This window comes from Saccharothrix sabaoui, assembly GCF_051756985.1.
Classification (GTDB): domain Bacteria; phylum Actinomycetota; class Actinomycetes; order Mycobacteriales; family Pseudonocardiaceae; genus Actinosynnema.
On the sequence record NZ_JBPKJK010000167.1, the window covers coordinates 1 to 19,317 of the forward strand.

21 protein-coding genes are annotated in these 19,317 nt (G+C 75.2%); 7 read left to right on the forward strand and 14 right to left on the reverse strand.

Annotation, left to right across the window (positions count from 1 at the left end; translation table 11 throughout):
- Positions 1-34: 34 nt before the first annotated feature.
- Together ACR807_RS34550 and ACR807_RS34555 are read right to left on the reverse strand one after the other, a co-directional pair.
- Positions 35-1,414, reverse strand: a complete 1,380-nt coding sequence (locus ACR807_RS34550; RefSeq protein WP_438925695.1) for a serine hydrolase — start codon at positions 1,412-1,414, stop codon at positions 35-37.
- A 121-nt stretch (positions 1,415-1,535) separates the two neighbouring features.
- Positions 1,536-3,305, reverse strand: a complete 1,770-nt coding sequence (locus ACR807_RS34555; RefSeq protein WP_438925696.1) for an alkaline phosphatase family protein — start codon at positions 3,303-3,305, stop codon at positions 1,536-1,538.
- Between the two features lie 52 nt (positions 3,306-3,357).
- On the opposite strand from ACR807_RS34555, the gene ACR807_RS34560 reads away from it, so the two are divergent.
- A complete protein-coding gene (locus ACR807_RS34560; RefSeq protein ID WP_438925697.1) occupies positions 3,358-4,026 on the forward strand; it encodes a RibD family protein in 669 nt (222 codons plus the stop codon).
- Here ACR807_RS34560 and ACR807_RS34565 read toward each other — a convergent pair.
- Entirely contained in the window at positions 4,008-4,403 is a 396-nt protein-coding gene (locus tag ACR807_RS34565; RefSeq protein WP_438925698.1) for a DoxX family protein, read from the reverse strand. The genes ACR807_RS34560 and ACR807_RS34565 overlap by 19 nt on opposite strands.
- Positions 4,396-5,115 carry a CDP-alcohol phosphatidyltransferase family protein gene (locus tag ACR807_RS34570; protein WP_438925699.1) on the reverse strand — a complete coding sequence of 240 codons (720 nt, stop codon included), beginning with the start codon at positions 5,113-5,115 and terminating at the stop codon, positions 4,396-4,398. Before ACR807_RS34570 ends, ACR807_RS34565 begins: the two co-directional genes overlap by 8 nt.
- Before the next feature lie 44 nt (positions 5,116-5,159).
- Between ACR807_RS34570 and ACR807_RS34575 the strand changes: the two genes are divergently transcribed.
- Complete coding sequence (locus ACR807_RS34575) at positions 5,160-6,122, forward strand: zinc-dependent alcohol dehydrogenase (RefSeq protein WP_438925700.1); 963 nt, start codon at positions 5,160-5,162, stop codon at positions 6,120-6,122.
- Positions 6,123-6,149: 27 nt separating this feature from the next.
- Entirely contained in the window at positions 6,150-6,833 is a 684-nt protein-coding gene (locus ACR807_RS34580) for a creatininase family protein (protein WP_438925701.1), read from the forward strand.
- On the opposite strand, the gene ACR807_RS34585 is transcribed toward ACR807_RS34580, so the two are convergent.
- From ACR807_RS34585 to ACR807_RS34600, 4 genes are read right to left on the reverse strand one after another with little or no spacing between them, the layout of a single operon-like run.
- Positions 6,753-7,751 carry a lysylphosphatidylglycerol synthase transmembrane domain-containing protein gene (locus ACR807_RS34585; protein ID WP_438925702.1) on the reverse strand — a complete coding sequence of 333 codons (999 nt, stop codon included), beginning with the start codon at positions 7,749-7,751 and terminating at the stop codon, positions 6,753-6,755. The genes ACR807_RS34580 and ACR807_RS34585 overlap by 81 nt on opposite strands.
- A complete protein-coding gene (locus ACR807_RS34590) occupies positions 7,748-8,524 on the reverse strand; it encodes a class I SAM-dependent methyltransferase (protein ID WP_438925703.1) in 777 nt (258 codons plus the stop codon). Before ACR807_RS34590 ends, ACR807_RS34585 begins: the two co-directional genes overlap by 4 nt.
- Positions 8,521-9,498: a glycosyltransferase family 4 protein gene (locus tag ACR807_RS34595; RefSeq protein ID WP_438925704.1), complete on the reverse strand. Its 978-nt coding sequence runs from the start codon at positions 9,496-9,498 to the stop codon at positions 8,521-8,523. Before ACR807_RS34595 ends, ACR807_RS34590 begins: the two co-directional genes overlap by 4 nt.
- Positions 9,495-9,893, reverse strand: coding sequence for a 6-pyruvoyl trahydropterin synthase family protein (locus tag ACR807_RS34600; protein WP_438925715.1), 399 nt, complete (start codon positions 9,891-9,893; stop codon positions 9,495-9,497). Before ACR807_RS34600 ends, ACR807_RS34595 begins: the two co-directional genes overlap by 4 nt.
- A gap of 88 nt (positions 9,894-9,981) precedes the next feature.
- Between ACR807_RS34600 and ribA the strand changes: the two genes are divergently transcribed.
- Positions 9,982-10,614, forward strand: a complete 633-nt coding sequence (gene ribA, locus ACR807_RS34605) for a GTP cyclohydrolase II (RefSeq protein WP_438925705.1) — start codon at positions 9,982-9,984, stop codon at positions 10,612-10,614.
- Positions 10,615-10,669: 55 nt separating this feature from the next.
- Here ribA and ACR807_RS34610 read toward each other — a convergent pair whose 3' ends face one another.
- The gene (locus ACR807_RS34610; protein ID WP_438925706.1) at positions 10,670-12,922 is read right to left on the reverse strand and encodes an RCC1 domain-containing protein; all 2,253 of its coding nucleotides are present in this window, start codon (positions 12,920-12,922) and stop codon (positions 10,670-10,672) included.
- A gap of 172 nt (positions 12,923-13,094) precedes the next feature.
- Here ACR807_RS34610 and ACR807_RS34615 point away from each other — a divergent pair, with 172 nt between their 5' ends.
- Both ACR807_RS34615 and ACR807_RS34620 read left to right on the forward strand, forming a co-directional pair.
- A complete protein-coding gene (locus ACR807_RS34615; RefSeq protein WP_438925707.1) occupies positions 13,095-13,418 on the forward strand; it encodes a PadR family transcriptional regulator in 324 nt (107 codons plus the stop codon).
- On the forward strand, positions 13,415-14,563 hold the full coding sequence (locus ACR807_RS34620; RefSeq protein ID WP_438925708.1) for an HAAS signaling domain-containing protein: 1,149 nt from the start codon (positions 13,415-13,417) through the stop codon (positions 14,561-14,563). Before ACR807_RS34615 ends, ACR807_RS34620 begins: the two co-directional genes overlap by 4 nt.
- 34 nt (positions 14,564-14,597) lie before the next feature.
- On the opposite strand, the gene ACR807_RS34625 is transcribed toward ACR807_RS34620, so the two are convergent.
- The 5 genes from ACR807_RS34625 to map all read right to left on the reverse strand — a co-directional run bounded on the left by ACR807_RS34625 (position 14,598) and on the right by map (position 18,932).
- Positions 14,598-16,112: a hypothetical protein gene (locus ACR807_RS34625; RefSeq protein WP_438925709.1), complete on the reverse strand. Its 1,515-nt coding sequence runs from the start codon at positions 16,110-16,112 to the stop codon at positions 14,598-14,600.
- A 13-nt stretch (positions 16,113-16,125) separates the two neighbouring features.
- Positions 16,126-16,632 carry a DUF3558 domain-containing protein gene (locus ACR807_RS34630; RefSeq protein ID WP_438925710.1) on the reverse strand — a complete coding sequence of 169 codons (507 nt, stop codon included), beginning with the start codon at positions 16,630-16,632 and terminating at the stop codon, positions 16,126-16,128.
- Between the two features lie 16 nt (positions 16,633-16,648).
- Positions 16,649-17,050, reverse strand: a complete 402-nt coding sequence (locus ACR807_RS34635; RefSeq protein ID WP_438925711.1) for a hypothetical protein — start codon at positions 17,048-17,050, stop codon at positions 16,649-16,651.
- A gap of 97 nt (positions 17,051-17,147) precedes the next feature.
- On the reverse strand, positions 17,148-17,927 hold the full coding sequence (locus ACR807_RS34640; RefSeq protein WP_438925712.1) for an ESX secretion-associated protein EspG: 780 nt from the start codon (positions 17,925-17,927) through the stop codon (positions 17,148-17,150).
- Positions 17,928-18,107: 180 nt separating this feature from the next.
- Entirely contained in the window at positions 18,108-18,932 is an 825-nt protein-coding gene (map, locus tag ACR807_RS34645; protein WP_438925713.1) for a type I methionyl aminopeptidase, read from the reverse strand.
- 87 nt (positions 18,933-19,019) lie between these two features.
- Between map and ACR807_RS34650 the strand changes: the two genes are divergently transcribed.
- Positions 19,020-19,289: a helix-turn-helix domain-containing protein gene (locus tag ACR807_RS34650; RefSeq protein WP_438925714.1), complete on the forward strand. Its 270-nt coding sequence runs from the start codon at positions 19,020-19,022 to the stop codon at positions 19,287-19,289.
- The last annotated feature ends 28 nt before the right edge of the window (positions 19,290-19,317 follow it).

Below are 19,317 nucleotides of genomic sequence, written 5' to 3' on the forward strand. Positions count from 1 at the left end.
CGCCGCGACCGGGTCCGGGATCACCGGGGCGCGGTCACCTCAGGTCGGTCATGATCCGGTCGACGGCCGCGCCCAGCTCGGCGTACTTCTCGGTGTAGAGCACCGGGAAGACGCCGGGCGGGTCGGCGGGGCGGTCGGCGTCGACGTAGTCGGTGCCCAGGTTGCAGAACGCCACCACGACGTAGTTGCGCTTCTCCTTGCCCGGCAACGACTTCACGATGCCCGCGTCGCTGCCCGTGGTGTCCACCCAGCCGGTCTTGTGGCCGAACGACACCTCGGCCCGCGCGTCGCACGGGCGCACGTCGCGGTCGTAGACGGCGTCGCCGACCTTCACCGTGCCGTCCGGCCGCACCCAGCGCGGCGGCGTGACCTGCGGGATGCCCTGCACCGGGTAGTCGCGGCCGCACCAGTTGGTGGTGGACAGCATCTCGTTGTGCCCCTGGTCGTTCAAGGTCCTGCGGAAGAGGTCGCGGGACGCGCCGCTCAGCTCGTCGCGGGTGATCCGCTTGCCGGCCGGCGTCGTCCACAGCGTGCCGTGGCCGCCGTTGACCAGCAGCAGCAGCTTCGCGGTGTCGATGCCGCTCATGTTCGAACCGATCCACCGGCCGCCGTGGTCCGGGTTGGTGCCGGTGACCATCAGCGTCGGCATCCCCAGGTCGGCGAACGTCGCGTTGACGTGGTCCCACGCGCCCAGGTCGTGGATCATCTTGATCAGCGCGCAGGTCGACTCGTTCTGCGACTTGGTGATCATCTCGTCGAAGAGCTGCCGGACCGGCTTGCTGCTGTCGCCGCCGCACGCGGGGCTCTGCGTCACCGGCCGGTAGTCGTAGGTCGCGCCCAGGTCCACGCGACCCTCGTCGGCCAGCCGCAGCACGCCGAAGCCGACCATGAGCTTGAGCACCGACGCCGGGTACGGCGAGGAGAAGTCGATCGGCGCCTCCTCCCGCCCGGGCAGCACGTCGCGCGTGCCGCGGCCACCGTTGACGTCCCACTCGGTGTCGTCCCACCAGCGGTAGCGCACGGACCCGGTGGACAGCTCGCGCCCGTCCACCGGGACGACGATGCCGTTCGGGTACTGCGGGCTGAGCAGCACGTTGGCCACGGCGGCGGGCCGGCCCAGCGCGTCCAGCTCGATGACGGCGAGGTCCAGGTTCGGCGTCTGGTGCAGCGGCCTGGCCTCCGCCGCGCCCAGCCGCGCCACCCGCTCGCCCGCGGGCACCGAGTCGTACTTCTCCGGCGCGCCGGCGCGGGACGCCGCCACCAGCTCCGGCGGGGTCAGGTCGAGCACGTCCTTGAAGTCCCGGGCCACGACCGCGTCGCGCAGCCGCGCGGCGAGCCGGTCGCCGACGGCCCCACCGGCTGGCCCGGCCGACTCGACCGGGCCGCTCGGCTCGGCCGACGACACCGTTGTCATGCCCCCCACCAGGACCGACACCGCGATCCCCGTGGTCAGGGCACGTCGAAGCGTGAGCAAATCACCACCCCCAGCAGTCGAAACCCATTCGTGCCGAAAGTAGCGCATCCGGTGCGGGCGGTCAGCGGAACGCGGTGAGGAACTGGTCGCGGAACGCCTCCATGGGGCGCACCGGGGCGTCCGGGGCGGGTTCGAGGCCGTCCGTCCAGCCCCACGCGTCGGTGCGCGCCATGAGCGCCGCGTCCCGGGTGACGACGGTGACCGGCACGTCCTTCGACGCGCCGTCCCCGGTGACGACCTGCGCCGGCTGGTGGTCGCCGAGGAAGACGAGCACGGTGTCGTCGCCGCCGTAGGTCTCCAGGTAGGACACGAGCACGTCGACCGAGTACGCCACGGACCGCGCGTAGTCGGCGCGCACCGCGTCCGGGTCGCGGCCGAAGATCGAGTCCGGCGCCTCCTCCCCCGCCGCGCCGCCGAACACCGCGCCGTCGCCCACCTCGTCCCACGGGAGGCGGGTCGGCACCGGCGTCCACGGCGCGTGGCTGGACAGCAGCGGCACGACGCCCACCACCGGCGCGTGGCCGGGCCGCCGCTCGCGCTCCTGGAACGCGGACAGCGCGTACTGGTCGGGCATGGTCGCGTAGCCGAACCGGGGACCGCGGTAGCCGAGGTCGGCGGCGGCGTAGACCCGGTCGTGGCGGAAGAAGTCGCCCTCCGGCCAGGCGCGGGTGATGCCCGGGACGACGCCCACCGACCGCCAGCCCGCGCGGCGGAACGCGCCGTTGAGGGTGAGCCGGTCACTGGCCACGAGGGTGCGGTAGCGCTGCTGGTTGTCGATCCGCAGCCCGGACAGCAGGGTCGCCTGGGCGAGCCAGCTGCCGCCACCCGCCGTGGGCGACGTCAGGTAGGCGCTGCGCGAGGCGTAGCCGGCGGCGGCGAGGCGGCGCGCGCCGTCGTCCAGGGCGGCCCCGACGACCGGGGCCAGCGCCGGGTGCTCCACCGCCGAGCGCCCGTAGCTCTCCACGAACGCGACCACGACGTCCTTGCCGCGCAACGAGGTCAGCAGCTCGTCGGCGGGCACGTCGCGGAACGCGTCGGTCGACGCCTCGGCCGCGAACGCCTCCCGGTCGCGCAACCCGACGCGCACCGCGTGCGCGTGCCGGCCCACGAACGACACCGCGTCGTGCGAGGCCACCGGCAGGCCGGGCGCGAACTCCGCACCGGGTGCGGCGCAGGTGACCCAGGCCGCGGTCACCGCGACCAGCGCCCGCGTGACGACCGGCCGGCGCGCCTCGGCGCGGCGGCTCAACCGCAGCACCGCGCGCGCCATCAGGACCACCACCGCGCCGACCAGCAGCACCGCGCCCACCACGGCCGCGACCGCCGCGCCCCGGCCGGCGGTGACGTCCACGTAGTCGACGGCGGGGGTGAGCAGCGGCCAGTCCAGGACGAGGTCGAACGGCCGGTACAGCACCAGGTCGGTCCCGATGTCGGCGACCTTGACCACGAGCAGCAGGCCCAGCAGCGCGCCGCCGGCCAGCGCCACCGGGCGGCGGGCGCGCGGCGGCAGCACGAGGACGAGGAGCACGCCCAGCAGGCCCTCCACCGGGATGCGCAGGAACGCGGCGACGCCGAACCGGTCGAGGTCGGCCGGCGCGAGCAGGGCGAGCAGCACGAACAGCGCGGCGAGCCCGGTCAGCGCGGCACCCGCCACCCGCCCGCCGCGCCGGCGCGCGGGCTCGGCTCCAGGACCGGGCACGGCCTCGGGCACGGGCTCGACTTCAGGACCGGGCACGGCTTCGGGCACGGGCACGGGCACGGCTTCAAGCTCGGGCACGGCTTCGGCCTCGGGCGCGGTCAAGGTCGGGGAATGGGTCTCGTCGACCGCCACGCGGTCCTCCTCGGGGGGTTCGGCGACCGGCGCGCGTGGGTAGGTTGGGTGCGTGACTCGCCCGTACGTCCTGCTCAGCGTCGCGGTCAGCGTGGACGGCCACATCGACGACCGGGGGACCGAGCGGTTCCCGCTGTCCAACGCGGAGGACTTCGACCACGTCGACCGGGTGCGCGCGGAGTCCGACGCGATCCTCGTCGGCGCGGCCACCGTGCGCCGCGACAACCCCCGCCTGCTGGTCAACGACCCGGGGCGGCGGGCGGAACGGGTCGCGTCCGGGCTGCCGGAGTTCCCGCTCAAGGTGGTGGTGACCGGCAGCGGCGACCTCGACCGCGAGCGCGCGTTCTGGCACTGCGGCGGCGACAAGGTCGTCTACACCACGGACTCCGGTCACCGGGGGGCCGCCGGGCTGGCCGACCTCGCCGACGTCGTCGCCCTCGGCCCGGACCTGGACTTCGGCGCGCTGCTCGACGACCTGGGCGGGCGCGGCGTGGGCAGGCTCATGGTGGAGGGCGGCAGCGCGGTGCACACCGCGTTCCTGGCGGCGGGGCTGGCCGACGAGATCCGCATGGCGGTCGCGCCCATGATCATCGGGCAGCACGGCGCGCCGCGCTTCCTCCGGCCGGCCGAGTTCCCCGGTGGGCCCGCCCACCGCTTCCACCTCGAAGAGGTCGCCAAGCTCGGTGACGTCGCCGTGCTGCGCTACTTCCCGAAGCGCTGAAGCAGGTCCCGCACGGTGTCGCGCCGGAAGAACGCGACCACCGCGGCCACCGCCAGCAGCTCCGCGGGCAGCACGGCGCCGCCGGTGTCGCCCAGGACGAACAGCTCCGTGCACACCGCGCCGGCCATCACGCCCACCAGCCCGAGCGCCGCCGAGCCGCACAGCCCCGGCACGAGCAGGCCCAGCGCCCCGGCGATCTCCAGGGTCCCGGTCACGTACCGCAGCCACTGGCCGAACCCGATCCTCTCGAACTTGCCGACGAAGTCGTCGCCGAACAGCGACACCCCGCTGTGGATGAAGTACGCGGCCAGCAGCACCTGGACCGCCCACAGCACCGCGTTGCCCGCGACCCGCGCGGTCGTGCGCCCCTCAGACACGCGCCACCCCTCCCACTGCCCCGGCCTCGCGCCGCAGCCACGCGATGTCACGCCCGAACGACCAGACGAGCGCGCCGAGGGCGAGTCCCACGAGGACACCGGTGAGGGGCGCCAGGCCGGACGCGGCGACCACGAGCACGATCCCCTGCACGGCGGCCACGACCTTGCGCGCGTAGCTCGCGGGCAGCGGGCCGCGCAGCCAGGCCAGGCCCCACGAGGCGGCGACGAACGCGTACCGCAGCACGCCGATCGCGAGCACCCACGGCCCGAGGGAGAACGCGACGTGCGCGCTCAGCACCAGGATGAGGAACGCGTCGACCTCCATGTCGAACCGCGCGCCCAGCTCGGACTCCGTGCCGGTGCGCCGGGCGACCCGGCCGTCGACGAAGTCGAGCGACAGCGCCACGGCGGCCAGCACGACGAGCAGCGCGGTGCGGTCGGAGCCGTCCGCCACGAGCGCGGCCACGCCGCCCACCAGCAGGCCGCGGGCGAGCGTGACCCGGTCGGCCGGTCCCGGCACGCCCCTCGGGGAACGCCGGAGCGCGCTGCTGAACAGGGCCTGCCCGGCGGTGGCGTAGGCGATGCCCGCCAGCCAGCCCAGCGGGCCGAGCCCGACGCCGGCCTCCAGCGCGCCGAGCAGGAGCAACTGGGCACCCGCCCAGAGCGCGGGTTCCCGCACGGCCGGGACCGCGCTGTGCTGAAGTGTGGTCATCGTGCCCCTCGTCGCTGTGGGCCCCGTTTTCCGGAGGTTGCTGGATGACACGAGTCGGGAGGGCCCTGTGGTTCACCGGATCGGGAAAAAGCGAGATCCGGCCCGTCGAGCTGCCCGAGCCGGGACCGGGTGACGTGGTGGTGCGGACGCTGTTCTCCGGGATCAGCCGGGGCACGGAGTCGCTGGTGCTGCGCGGCGGCGTGCCGGAGAGCCAGCACGCGGTGATGCGCGCGCCGTTCCAGGACGGCGACTTCCCGTGGCCGGTCAAGTACGGCTACCTCAACGTGGGGGTGGTGGAGGAGGGGCCGCTCGAAGGCCGCACGGTGTTCTGCCTCTACCCGCACCAGACCCGCTACGTGGTGCCCGTCGGGGCGGTGACGCCCGTGCCGGACGACGTGCCCGCCGGTCGCGCCGTGCTGGCGGGGACCGTGGAGACGGCGGTCAACGCGCTGTGGGACGCCCGGCCCCGGGTCGGTGACCGGGTGGCGGTGGTGGGCGGCGGGATGGTCGGCTGCGCGGTGGCGGCGCTGCTGCGGCGCGTGCCGGGCGTGCGGCTGGAGCTGGTGGACGCCGACCCGGCGCGGGCGGCGGTGGCGGACGCGCTGGGCGTGCCGTTCGCGCTGCCCGACGACGCCCGGGGCGACCTCGACCTGGTGCTGCACGCGTCGGCGAGCGGGGCGGGGCTGGCCACGTCGCTGCGGCTGCTCGCGGCGGAGGGCGGGGTGGTGGAGCTGAGCTGGTACGGCGACCGGCCGGTGTCCGTGCCGCTGGGCGAGGCGTTCCACTCGCGGCGGCTGCGGTTGCGGGCCAGCCAGGTGGGCGCGGTGGCGCGCCCGGACCGCACGTACGCGGAGCGGATGGCGCTGGCGCTGGAGCTGCTCGCCGACCCCGTGTTCGACGCGCTGATCACCGGTGAGAGCCGGTTCGACGAGCTGCCGGACGTGCTGCCGCGCCTGGCGAGCGGGGAGCTGCCCGCCCTGTGCCACCGCGTGGACCACCGGCGGTGACCACCGGCGTTGGCTACGGTTCGGCGCATGTTCCCGACTGACACCACGACCGACGTGCGGGACCGCGGGGCGACCGTCGCGCTGCTGCCCGTCGGCAGCCACGAGCAGCACGGCCCGCACCTGCCGCTGGCCACGGACACCCTCATCGCGTGCGCCGTCGCCCGCGCGGTCGCCGACGCGCACCCCGTGCGGCTGCTGCCGCCCGTCACGATCTCCTGCTCGCACGAGCACGCGGCGTGGCCCGGCACGGTGAGCGTCTCCGCCCGCACGCTGCACGCGGTCGTGCTCGACGTCGCCGAGTCGCTGCGCCGGTCGGGCGTGCCGAACCTGGTGCTGGTCAACGCGCACGGCGGCAACTACGTGCTGTCGAACGTCGTGCAGGAGTCGGAGGGCACGGCGCTGTTCCCGAGCGGCGCGGACTGGGCGGCGGCGCGGGCCGCGGCGGGCGTGGAGACGTCCCACCACGCCGACATGCACGCGGGCGAGCTGGAGACGTCGATCCTGCTGCACGCCCACCCGGAGCTGGTCCGACCCGGCTTCGAGGGGGCCGACCACCTCGCCGACGACCGCCGGCACCTGCTGACGCTCGGCATGGCCGCGTACACGGCGTCGGGGGTCGTGGGCAGGCCGTCACTGGCGTCGGCCCGCAAGGGCGAGCTGGTCGTCGCGGCGCTCGTCGAGGCGTTCGGGAGCTACCTGGCCCTGTTCTGACCGGCCCCGCCCAGGCCCGACCTGCCCGGCCCCGGCCTGTCCCGACCGGACGCGCAGCAGCGGCACGACGCCGGGCAGGCCGGCCACCAGCGCCAGCACGCCGTAGACCACGCCGGTGGCCAGGCCCTGCGCGGCGCCCAGCCCGGCCGCGCCGAACGCGACCGCGAGGAACGCCTCGCGCGGCCCGAACCCGCCGACGTTGACCGGCACCGCCATCACCAGCAGCGCGAGCACCCCCAGCGCCGCGACCCGGCCGACCGGGGCGTCCACCCCGGCCGCGCGGGCGGCGACCGCGAACAGCGCCACGTGCCCGACCAGGACGCCCGCCGAGGCCAGCGCGACCTTCGGCAGCACGTCGGGGGCCAGCAGGCCCACCCGCGCGTCGGCCCACGTCGTGGCCAGCGCCCGCCGCACCCGCGCCGAGCGGGCCGCGACCACCGCGACCAGGGCCGCCACCGCGACCAGGGCGGTCGCGGCGGGCACCAGGTCCACGCCGGCCGTGCCGGTCAGCAGCACCGCGCCCCCGACGGCGACGAGCACCGCCTGGCCCGCGCACCGCTCGAACAGCACCGCCCGCACCCCGCGCCCGACGTCACCGGCCTGGCGGCCGTGGTCGACGGCCCGGTGCACGTCGCCGAGCACCCCGGCGGGCAGCACCGCGTTGAGCAGCAGGCCCCGGTAGTAGTCGGGCACGGCGGCGCGCAGGGTCAGCGGCAGGCCGAGCCGGCGGGCGACCACGCACCACCGCCACGCGCTGAGCACCGTCGTCGCCAGCCCGATGGCCAACGCCGCCGCGACCGACCAGCCGGTCACGGCACGCAGCCCGTCGAGGAACGCGCCCGTGCCCAGCCGCCACCCCAGCGCCGCCAGCACGCCGACCGCGAGGGCGAGCCGCAGCCACGGCCACGCGCGCGTCACGACGGCACCGCCAGCAGGTCGGTGTGGTGCACGACCACGCGCGGGTCCGCGGCCTTCCGCCGCAGGTAGTCGGGGGCCTCGTCGGCCAGCGCGGGCTCCTGCTCGACGGCCGCGCCGACCCAGCCGCGCAGCCACTCCCGGGCCAGCGCCGCGCGCTCCGGCCCCAGCCGCCACGGGCTCGGGCTCGTCGCCACGGTCGCGCCCAGGTCCTCGAACGCCGCCGCGGCGGCCCCGGCGGCGTCCGGGCCGAGCAGCCCGCCGCGCCGCTGGTGGTCGTCGAACGCGGCCCCGAACGCGGCGTCCAGCGCCTCGGCCGCCGCGAACTCGACCCGGCCCACCACGGACAGCGTGAACAGCGCCGGGCAGCCGGCACCCGCGCACGCCTCCGCGAGGCCGCGCACCTGGTCGGCGGTCAGCAGGTCGAGCAGCGCCGACGCGGTGACGAGCGACGTGCCCGCCAGGTCGTCGGCGGTGAGCGCGGTCAGGTCGCCCTGCCGCACCTCGGCGGTCACACCCGGCCCCGTCACGCCCGACCTCGCCAGGTCGAGCAGGCGGGGGTCGCGGTCGTGCAGCACCCAGTGCTGCGCGCCGCCCAGCCGCGGTCCGAGCCACCGTCCTTGCGATCCGGTTCCACACCCGAGATCACGCACCACGAGGGGGTCCCGGTTCAGATCGATCTTGGTCAGCCGGTCCGCCAGGGCCGTCGACCGCGCGTCGGCGTCGGCCCCCTCGCGCAGTGCCAGCCATTCCGGTGCGAAGCCAGGGGTGCTCATGGCCGCAGACTAGCCAGCACCCCCGCCAGCGCGTCCGCCGTTTCGTCCCAAGTGGACAGCGCGGCACGTCGCCGGCGCGCCCGCCCCCGCAGCTCGTCGCGCCACCCGGCGTCCGCGAACCATCGCCGCAACGCCCCCGCGAACGCCCCCGCGTCCCCGGCGGGCAGCAGCACGCCGCCGTCGCCCAGCGCGTCCGGCACGGCGCTCGCGATGACCGGCACCCCGCGCGCCAGCGCCTCGGTCACCACCATCCCGTAGGTCTCGGCGCGCGAGGCGAGCACGAACAGGTCGGCCCGGTCGTACTGCGCGGCCAGCGCGGCGCCGGTCAGCGGCCCGAGCAGCTCCACCCGGTCGCCCAGTTCGTGCGCCACGGCCCCCGCGCCGGCGAACGCGCAGGTCCACGGCGCGCCGGCGTTGGCCGCGAGGGCGTCGAGCAGCACGTCGTGGCCCTTGCGCGGGGTCAGCGACGCCACGCACAGCAGCCGCGAGGCGCCGTCCGTGCCGCGCGCGAGCGGCGCCGGGTCCACCCCCGGCGGCACGGACCGCACGTGCCGCAGCCCGTGGTGCGCGGCGACGCGGCGGGCCGCCCCGGGGCTGGTCGCGACCACCGCGGCGGCGGACCGCAGCACCGCCCGCTCCCGCGCGTCGAGGTCCGCCGCGGCGGCCGGGGACAGCCCGGTCTCGTCGGCCAGCGGCAGGTGCACCAGCACCACCGCCCGCAGGCGCGCGGCGTGCGGCGCGACCACCTCGGGCACGCCGCACGCCACCAGCCCGTCCAGCAGCACGACGTGCCCGTCCGGGACGGCGCGCAGCGCGCGTCCCAGGTCGTCGGTCCGCGCGGGCCGGGGCCAGTCGCCGCCGACCTCGACCACGCGCAGCCCGAGCAGGTCGGCGACCCGGCGGTCGTAGGCGTTGCCGCCGCTCGGCCGCGCCGGGTCGTCGAGGCCCGCCGGCACCAGGAACGGGACCGTCACAGGGCGCGTTCGTAGCTCGCCCACGCCACGTGCGACTCGTGCAGCGTCACCTCGACGCCGGACAGCCCCTTCGCGCCCTCGCCGAGCCGGCCCGCGTGCACGCTCTCCACGAGCTTGTCCGCGATGTGCCTGGCCAGGAACTCGGTGGACGTGTTGACCCCGAGGAACTCGGGAACTTCGTCGAGGTTGCGGTAGTTGAGTTCACCGAGGACGGAGCGCAGCTCCTCGGTGGCGAGTCCGATGTCGACGACGATGTTGTCCGGATCGAGATCGGTCCGCTTGAACCTCGCGTCCACCACGAACGTTGCCCCGTGCAGGCGCTGCGCCGGACCGAACACCTCGCCGCGGAAGCTGTGGGCGACCATCACGTGGTCGCGGACGGTGATGCTGAACAGGGTGACCTCCGCCGGTGAGGGGGTGCGGTGCAGTACCGCCCGAGCCTAGTGACGGGTTCGGGTCGCGTCGGGGGAACGAGGGAGCCGGATGCACGAGCAAGCCTTCAACGACGACGAGGTGGCGGAGTCCGAACTGGTCACGCGCCGGGGCGTGTTCCGCGCGGTCGCCTTCCGGCACAGCGGTCACGAGCACATGGCGCTGGTGCACGGGCGGGCCCGGTCGCACGACGTCCTGGTGCGCGTGCACTCCGAGTGCATGACCGGTGACATCTTCCGCGCGATGCGCTGCGAGTGCGGCGACCAGCTCGACGCCGCCCTGGACCGCATCGCGGCCGAGGGCGGTGTCCTGGTGTACCTGCGCGGCCACGAGGGGCGCGGCATCGGCCTGGTGGCGAAGGTCCGCACGCACGTGCTCCAGGACCAGGGCCTGGACACCCTGGACTCGGCGACCACCCTGGGCCTGCCGGTCGACGTCCGCGACTACATGCCGGCCGCGCACGTCCTGCGGCACCTCGGGGTGCGCTCGGTGCGCCTGATGTCCAACAACCCGGACAAGGTCGCGGCGCTGGAGGCGCACGGCATCGCCGTCGTCGACCGCGTGCCGCTGCTGGTGCCGCCGAACCGCCACAACATCGCCTACCTGACGGCGAAGCGCGACCGCCTGGGCCACGACCTGCCGCAGGTCGACGTGTTCGAGGGCGGTGTCCTGGAGGGGACCTGACCCCGGGACGACGACGGCTCCCCGGCGGGCACCGGGGAGCCGTCGTCGAACACCGCTACCGGGGTTCGGCCACCAGGACGAGCCCGCCCTTCAGGCACGCCGCCACCGCGGTGGCGCCGATCCCGCTCACCTGCGGCACGCGCCCCGGCGCGGCCGGGTTGCCGTCGGGGACGCCGAGCTGGCCGCCGATGTCGTTGCCCCACGCCCACACCGTGCCGTCGGAGGTGAGCGCGAGGACGATGTACGTGCTGCTGATGCTGACCTCCGCGACCCCGGTCAGGCCGGGGACGGCGTGCGGGACGCGGTAGCCGACACCGGGCTCGACCACGCCGTTGCCCATCTGGCCGCTGGAGTTGGCGCCCCACGCCCACAGCGTCCCGTCGGACCTCACCGCGTAGCGGTTCATGCTGTGGCCGGCGATCCGCACCACGTCGGTCAGCCCGGAGACCCGCACGGGCACCGTGCTGACCGCCTCGTCGTCCGGCTCGCCGGTGCCGAGCACGCCGGCGTAGTTGGTGCCCCACGTCCACGCGGTGCCGTCGGCCTTGAGCGCGAAGCCCTCGTCGGACACCTCGACCACGTCGGTGAGGCCGGCCACCCGGACCGGCACGTTCGACGAGCAGGTCGCCGGCACGTCCCGGTCGCACGCCACGCCGTTGCCGAGCAGGCCCTCGTGGTTCGAGCCCCACGCCCACAGCGTGCCGTCGGACTTCACCGCGTAGCCGTTCTCGAAGCCGCTGCCGAGGTCCACGACGTCGGTCAGGCCCGCCACCCGCACGGGCGTGGTGACGACCTCCTCGACGTGGTCGACGCCGTCGCCGATCTGCCCGTGCCGGGTGTAGCCCCACGACCACACGGTGCCGTCGGAGGCGAGCGCCAGGCCGTTGCCGTTGCTGGACTCGGTCTTCGTGATGCCGGTCAGGCCGGGCACCCGCACCGGTCGCTTCCCCCAGGCCGTCGGCGGGTCGGAGGTCCAGGACCACACCGTGCCGTCGGACCTGAGCAGCAGGGCGGTCTCCTGGCCGCCGTCGACCGCGACGACACCGGGGAAGTCGTGGATCGGCTTCGGCTCGCTGCTCCCGACCCACGCGTACGCGCAGCCGGCGGTGCCCGTGCAGGTGCGGGTGAAGTAGCCGGTGACGTCGCCCAGCAGGTGCGTGGACCCCGAGGTGGCCACGTTCGCGATGTCGACGGCGGCGCTCCGCAGCCCCGCCTGCACCTGCGTGGTCGTCGGCCGCCACGGGGCGGCGTGCAGCACGCTCGGCCCGTACGCCCCGGCGGTCAGCTCGGTCTGCGCGGTGACGTCCGTGGTGGTCAGGTTGAACACCACGGAGGTGACCTCCTGCCCGCCCTGGTAGGCGCCGGGGAAGAACTGCGTCCACGCGCCCGCCGCGAGCGCCCCGGGATTGCCCTGGAGGGTGCCGGCGCCGGTGCGGGTGTCGAAGTCGCGCCGCGGCGTGGCGGGCAGGAAGAACGAGTCGCCGTCCGCGCCGTAGTAGCCGACCAGGTCACCGGTCAGCCGGACCGCGCCGCTCTGGTTGTAGAGGCTCACCGCGCGGTCCGCGCCGAGCTGCACCGTCACGAGGTTCGCCGTGGTCAGGCCCTTGGTCACGGTCAGGTTCCGCACGCCCGGCCGGGCCGCGCCGCCGCGCCAGGCGGTGACCAGCGTCGTCGCCGTGGCGCTGCTGGCGGTCAACGTGAACACCGCCGCCGTCGCCCCGGCCGGCACCTTCGCCGACACGTCGACCACCGCGGTCGACGCCGGACCGGCCTGCACGTCGAACGCGCGCTGCGGCTGGGTCGCCCGGTACTTCGCCGCGCCGTCCGTCGCGTAGTGGCCGAACAGGTCCACGATCAGGTCCACCGACCCGGCCCCGTTGCGCAGGTCCACCTTCCGGTCGGGACCGACCGCCACCGTCACCGACCCCGAGCGCGTCTCCCGCGCCACCAGGTTCACCACCGACGCGGAGTCCTCGCGCACCCACCCGGTCCGGTACGCCGAGACCGTCGTGGCCTCGGTCGGCGACACGGCGGTCACCGTCAGCACCACGGCGGTCGTCGTCGCGGGCAGGCGGCCCGACAGGTCGACCGTCTTGACCTGCCCCGCGCCCAGCGACCCCACCGGCGTGCCGATCCCGGCCTTGGTGTCGAGCAGCCGGGCCGGGTAGGTGGCGGTGAACTTCGACGACCCGCCCACCACCGGGGCGGCCCCGGCAGTGCCCACCAGCCCGCCGGTCACCACTCCTCCGGCCACCACCCCGCCGGCCAGCGACACGAGCGCGGCGCACACCGCGAGAACACGTTTCACCACTGATTTCCCCCCTGTGATCACGCAGGAGGTTAGGAAGCCCGGCGCCACCGGCACAAGCGCGTTGACCGCCGGTGACCGGACGGGGACGAAGCGTTCCCCGCCCCTACTACCCTCTACACGGTACTGCGCATTCCGTAGTAGCATCCACCGCACATCACCGGGGAGGGACATGGACACCAGCCAGCTGCTCAAGGGGGTGCTGGACCTCGCGGTCCTCGCCGTGCTCCGCAAGGAGGACGGCTACGGCTACGACGTCCTACGCCGACTGCGCCAGGGCGGCCTGGACGGCGTCGGCGACGCGTCGGTCTACGGCACCCTGCGCCGGCTCTACAACGCCGGCCTGCTCACCTCGTACGTCGTGCCCAGCGAAGAGGGCCCGCACCGCAAGTACTACAGCCTCAACGAACCCGGCCGCGCACGGCTGCTCGAATCGAGCCGGACCTGGAAGTCGTTCGCGCGGACGCTCGACGACCTTGTGGGGGATTCCGCATGAACACGCAGACGAACACCGAGGTGCGGGACTACCTGGACCGCATGCGCGAGGAGCTGTCCGACCTGCCGCCCGCCGAGGTGGGCGAGATCATGGACGACGCCGAGGCGCACGTGGCCGAGGTCGCCGAGGAACTGGGCGACGACTCCTCCACCGCCGCGCTGACCGACCGGCTGGGCACCCCCGGGGCGTACGCCCGGGAGCTGCGCGCCGCCGCCGGCTACCCCGACCGCACCGCACCCCCGCCACCGAGGACAACCCGCGCGACGGCCGCGGCCCGGTTCGCGCTGTGGGGCCTCGTCGCCGGCACCGCGGCCGGCTTCGCCATCGGCCTCGACGCGGGCAGCCGCGAACTGCTCCTGGCCGCGGCCGTCCTGTGCGCCGTCGTCGCCGCCGCGCTGGTGTTCGTCAGCCGCGGCCTCGTGGAGGACGTCGCGCACCTGCCCGAACTGGCGGCGGCGCGCAGGTCGTTCGACCGCCCCGAGGTGACCCGCTTCGTGCACCCGCTGCGCCCGCTGCAACCGGCGTGGTGGGCGATCAGGGCGCTGCTGGTGGCCGCCTGGGGCGGGCTCGTCCACGACATGTCCGTGCTCCTGGTGACCGTGGCGCTCGGCGCGCTGACCCTGCTGGCCGGCCTCCGGTCCCGCACCGACCGGCGCTGGCTGTGGATCAGCCTGCCCGCGTCCGGCTTCGCGATCGGCCTGCTGCTGCTCGCCCTCGGTTCCACCGCCTGGCGCGACCTCCCCCCGACCGCCCAGGTCGCCTACGCGCCGACCCCGGTGGTGCCGACCAACATCTACGTGTTCGACGAGAACGGCCGCCCGCTGACCGGCGTCCACCTCTACGACGAGAACGGACAGCCGCTGGACACGAGGTGGCGGGGGTGCGACGAGTACCACGAGGACAACCGCTACCCGCGCCCGCGCGTCGAGCACGACGAGAACGGCTGCCGCGAGGTCACCGGCGTGCCGTTCGCCGTGGTCATGCCGACGACGACCACCCCGGCGCCGTCCCAGTCCCCGTCGCCGCCCCAGTCCCCGTCGCCGCCCCAGTCGCCGTCGCCGTCCGCGTCGGTGACGCCGACCACCCCGCCGGAGACCTCCCCGACGTCGGCGTCAACGCCCCCGTCGGTGGTACCGACCAGCTGACCGACCCCGGACCGGGTGGTCCCGTCGCCGACCGTCACCCGCCGATGGTGGGCGGCGCGACCACCTGGTCGTTGCCGAAGATCCCGTCCGGGTCCGGCTCCAACAGGTACGAGGGCGCACTCCGCTCGACGTCCTCGTCCCCCGCCCCCTTGCCCGCCCCCACGCCACCGGCCACCCCGGCGCCGACACCACCGACACCGCCGGCACCACGCGCACCACCGCCCGCGCCACCTCCGCCCGTTCCGCCGGCCGTCCCGCCGGCACGACCGGCCGGCGCGTCACCGCCGTGCGGCAGCAGTCCCGCGGCCCCGCCACCCGCGACCCCACGCGCCCCCGAGCCGGGACCGAACCCGCTCCCCGCGCCACCACCGGGCACCCGCCCGCCGAACCCCGCCCCACCACCGGACCCGCCACCACCGGGACGCCCGCCCCCACCGCCCGACCCGGGCACCCCGGCGAGGCCACCGGCACCAGGTCCACCCTGTCCCGGGTTGCCGACGTTCCCGCCACCACCCGCGCTCCCCGCGCCCCCCGCACTCCCCCCGCCGGAACCGCTGGGGCTGGTGATCCCGCTGACCGGCGGCTCGTTCGGCGACACGACCCCAGAGGTGCCGGTGCTGCCGCCGGTGCCGTCGCCCTGCCCATCGCCGACCGCCGGCGGGGGCACCGCACCGCGCTCCCTCCCACCGGACCCGATCGGCACCAACGGATTTTCGGCTCGCGGCGGACCAGGCCGGGGCGGATCGGGCCGGGGCGGATCGGGCTGCGGCGGACCGGGCTGCGGCGGCGCTTCCAGCGGCGGGGCGAACGCGGGTTGCGCGGCGGCCGTCTGCGCCACCGTCCGGTCGTAGGTCTCCACCGCCCGCGCGGCGGCCTCGTGGTCCTCGCGCTGCTGCTCGAACACCGCCCGGTCCGCCGCGGCCTGCCGCGCGAACGCCACCGGGTCGGTGATCGTCATCAGCCGCTCGCGCGCCGCACCGGCGTCGAACGGTTCGGCGGGCGGCGGTGGCGTGCTCGCCCGGGCGGTGCTCAGCGCCCGCGACTGCTGGGCGAACAGCGTGCCCGCCAGCTGCGCCGCCGTCCCGGCCTCGCCGGCCCGGTTGCCCATGTCCGCCAACGCGCGCCGAGCGCCGTCGCCCGCCCGGCCGACCCAGTCGTCCTCGCTGATCGTGATCGCCTTGCCGATGGCGTCGTTGAACGTGGCGAGCTGGTTGCCCAGCCTGGTCCAGATGTCCCCCACCTCGCCGACCGCGCCGGGCTCGCCACCCCGGCTCACGCCCTCGTGCAACCGCGCGTGCGGGATGGCCGGGTAGTGCACGTCGGGCGGGGGCGGGGCCGCCCGCGTCAACACCTGCCGCTTGAGCTGCGCGGCCTGGGCGTCGAGCACGTCGTCGACCTCGCCGGGCGCGGTGATGGCCGCGATCAGCCTCCCGAACAGCCCGCCGTGCCGCTGTTCGAGGTCCCGCCGGACGCGCTGCTCCAGCTCCTCGCCGGTCTGCACCTCGGCGTGCCGGTGCAGGTCGTAGCGCGAGTGGACGTCCCGGGTCATACCAGTCCCCCTCTCACGGCAACCGGGGCTCGACGAGTTCCGCGACCCGCCGGGCCGGCGCGCACGTGTCCTCGCTCGGGTCACCGGTGTAGGAGACGTCGACGCGTGACGACCCGGTGACCTCGATCGCGACGGTGCAGGTGCCCCCCGGGGCGGTCACCTGCTTCGCGTCGCGGCCACCGACCGCCACGTCGCTGATCTCACCGGTCGGCTGCACGTCCGCCAGCCCGGCGTTGGTCCGGACGTCGATGCCGAGGTTCGTGAGCTTCGGCTTGAAGGTGCACCCCCGCGCGGTCCCCAGGTCCTCGCGCGCCGGCGCCTCGCGCAGGGGGCCGAACAGCCGCTCGGCCTCGTCGCGCGTGAGCAGGTCGCACGGCTCTACGTCCTTCAGGGAGGCGGGGGCGTCGGCGGTGCTGGTCGCGGTCCTGGCCGGTCGCGGCTCCCCGTTGACCGGTCCGCCGCAGGCGGCGACGGTCGACAGGGCGACGGCCAGACCGGCGATGAGCGTGCGAGAGGTCACCTTGGTCCTTCGCTGATCAGGTCGGGAGGGTCGATCCGGCGGTGGCGACGACGGTGGCGGAGTCCTGGTCCGTGCCCCGGTAGACGCCCATGGACTTCTCGACGTCGGAGCGGAACCGCACCAGGTCCTGCTGGAAGCCCACCAGCACCGGGATGAAGCCCTGGACCTCGTCGGTGGCCACGGTGGCGAGGAACGGCTTGTAGACGACCGCCGCCGGGGTGGTCCCCAGCGGGGGTTCCTGGCTCAGGCGGTTGGCACTGGCCAGGGCATCCCTGATCTCGGCCAGCATCCCGTCGACGGCGTCGATCAGCGCCTGGCCGCCCGCGGCCCCGATGCGGAAGCCGGCGGCGGTCGCGGCGCTGAAGCCGGACACGGCGTGGCCCATGCCGGCGATACCGGTGACGGCGGCGTTCGCCACGGTGATCACCCTCCCCCGAGGACACCCTGCGCGGTACGCGCAGCGCATGAACAGTAACAGTCAGTGGCGACACGAACGGGTGGTTCCACTGTCCCCCTCACCTCGCCCCGGCCACGATCCGCAGCACGTGGCGATCAAGAGCGGCCTGGTCGGCGGGTGCGTACGTGACCGCGAGACGCCCGTCGGCGCCCGCGTCGGACAGCACGGCGCAGCGGCCGACGTCGGTGTCCAGGTAACCGACCGTGCCCAGCTCGACCTCCCGGCCGTCGCGCCCGCGCCCGGTGACCGCGAAGTACCCGGCGCCCAGCCTCGGGCGGCGCAGGACCTCCTCCGCGGCGGCGCGCTGCGCGGCCGGCGACCGCACGGCGGCGGCACGCACCTGGCTGGTGAAGGTGACCGCGGAGAAGTCCTCGGAGAAGTCCTCCCCCGCCCGCGCCGGGGGCGCCTCCTCCACCGTGACCGGGACGCCGGGGGCGGGGCGCATCGCGGGCAGCAGCCCCACGAGGGCGCGCACCGCGGCCTCGGGCCGGTCGTCCCGGACGGTGACCGACTCGCCCCGCTGCACGACGACCACGCCCGCCCGGTCGTCGACCACGGCGAGGCCGACCGGCCGGGCCTGCCCCGCCGTGCCCACGAGGGCGACCGACACGGGACCGCGGGCGAGGAGGTGCAGCACCTCGGCGAACGCGGGCACCGGGTCCCCGCCCCGCACCAGGCCGCGCCCGGTCAGGTCGCGCCCGACCCGTTCGACGAGGCGCACCCGTTCCTCGCGGCTCGCCCCGTGGTGCCCGATCGCGAGCGGGAACCGCCGCACGTCGATCCGCAGCGCCTCGCCCAGCACGTCGAGCTCGGCGCACGAGCAGACGATCTCCCCCACCCTCGCCCCCTGCCGGCACTGTCGGTGATCGCCGACATACTGGCAGTCAGAACGGGACCGCCGGCCCCGATCCGTCGGCGTTCAACCGATGTGCTTAAAGGAGGTCCGGACAGGACGACCGGGAGTGGGTCCTCCCCCACCGCGCACTCCGCACGATTGCCGTCCCCCGAGCGGAACCCCTCAGTCGACCGGGGGAACGACGGACGCGCGGGACGACGCGTCACCGCGGTCGAGTTCGCCCTCGCGCCGGGTGAGCACCAGGGCGGCGTCCTCGGTGACGGCGATCGTGTGCTCGGAGTGGGCGGTGCGCGAGCCGTCGGCCGACCGGATGGTCCAGCCGTCCGGGTCGTACACGATCCGGTCGGTCGTCCGCGCGAACCAGGGTTCGAGCGCGAGCGTCAGCCCCGGCCGGAGCTTCAGCCCCCGCCCCGCCTTGCCCTTGTTGGGGACGTGCAGGTCCTCGTGCATGGTGCGGCCGATGCCGTGGCCGCCGAACTCGGTGTTGACCGGGTAGCCGTAGTCGCGGGCCACCGCCCAGATGGCCGCCGAGATGTCACCCAGCCGGTTGCCCGGTCGCGCCACCGCGATCGCCGCCTCCAACGCCTCCTCGGTGGCCCGGATGATCCGCAGGTCCTCCTCGGCGGCGGTGCCGACGACGACCGTGCGCGCCGAGTCGGCCACCCAGCCGTCGATGCCGACCGCGAGGTCCGCGCTGAGCACGTCCCCGTCGCGCAGCACGTAGTCGTGGGGCAGGCCGTGCAGGACGGCGTCGTTGACGGACAGGCAGATGACGTTGCGGAACGGGCCGCGCCCGAAGGACGGCGCGTAGTCCCAGTAGCACGACTCCGCCCCGCGCCGCTCGATCATGCCGCGCACGTGGTGCTCCAGGTCCAGCAGGTTGACGCCCACGTCGGCGAGCCGGCCGACCTCCGAGAGCACCTCGGCGACGAACCGCCCGGCCACGTGCATGCGGTCGATCTCCGCAGGCGACTTCAACTCGATCACGAACACCTCGCGCTACAGGATTTCGGTATAGTAATACCAGAACCGTAGCACTTGCCGGTATAGTAATACCAGCCCTACCCTGGGGGCATGGTCCGCCAACCGCTCACCCCCGAACAGGTCGACGCCGGCAGGCGCCTCGGAGCCCTGCTGCGCCACGCGCGAGCGGGGCGCGACCTGGCCGAGGTGGCGCACGCGGCCGGCATCTCGCCGGAAACCCTGCGCAAGATCGAGACCGGCCGGCTGCCGTCCCCCGGTTTCGGCACGATCGTGTGCCTGGGCGAGGCCCTCGACCTGCCGTTGGACGAGCTGGCGGCCACCTGGCGCGGCACCGACCACCCGCTGGAAGCCGCCTCCTGACCACCGCCGGCCCAGCCTGGTGGTCGCA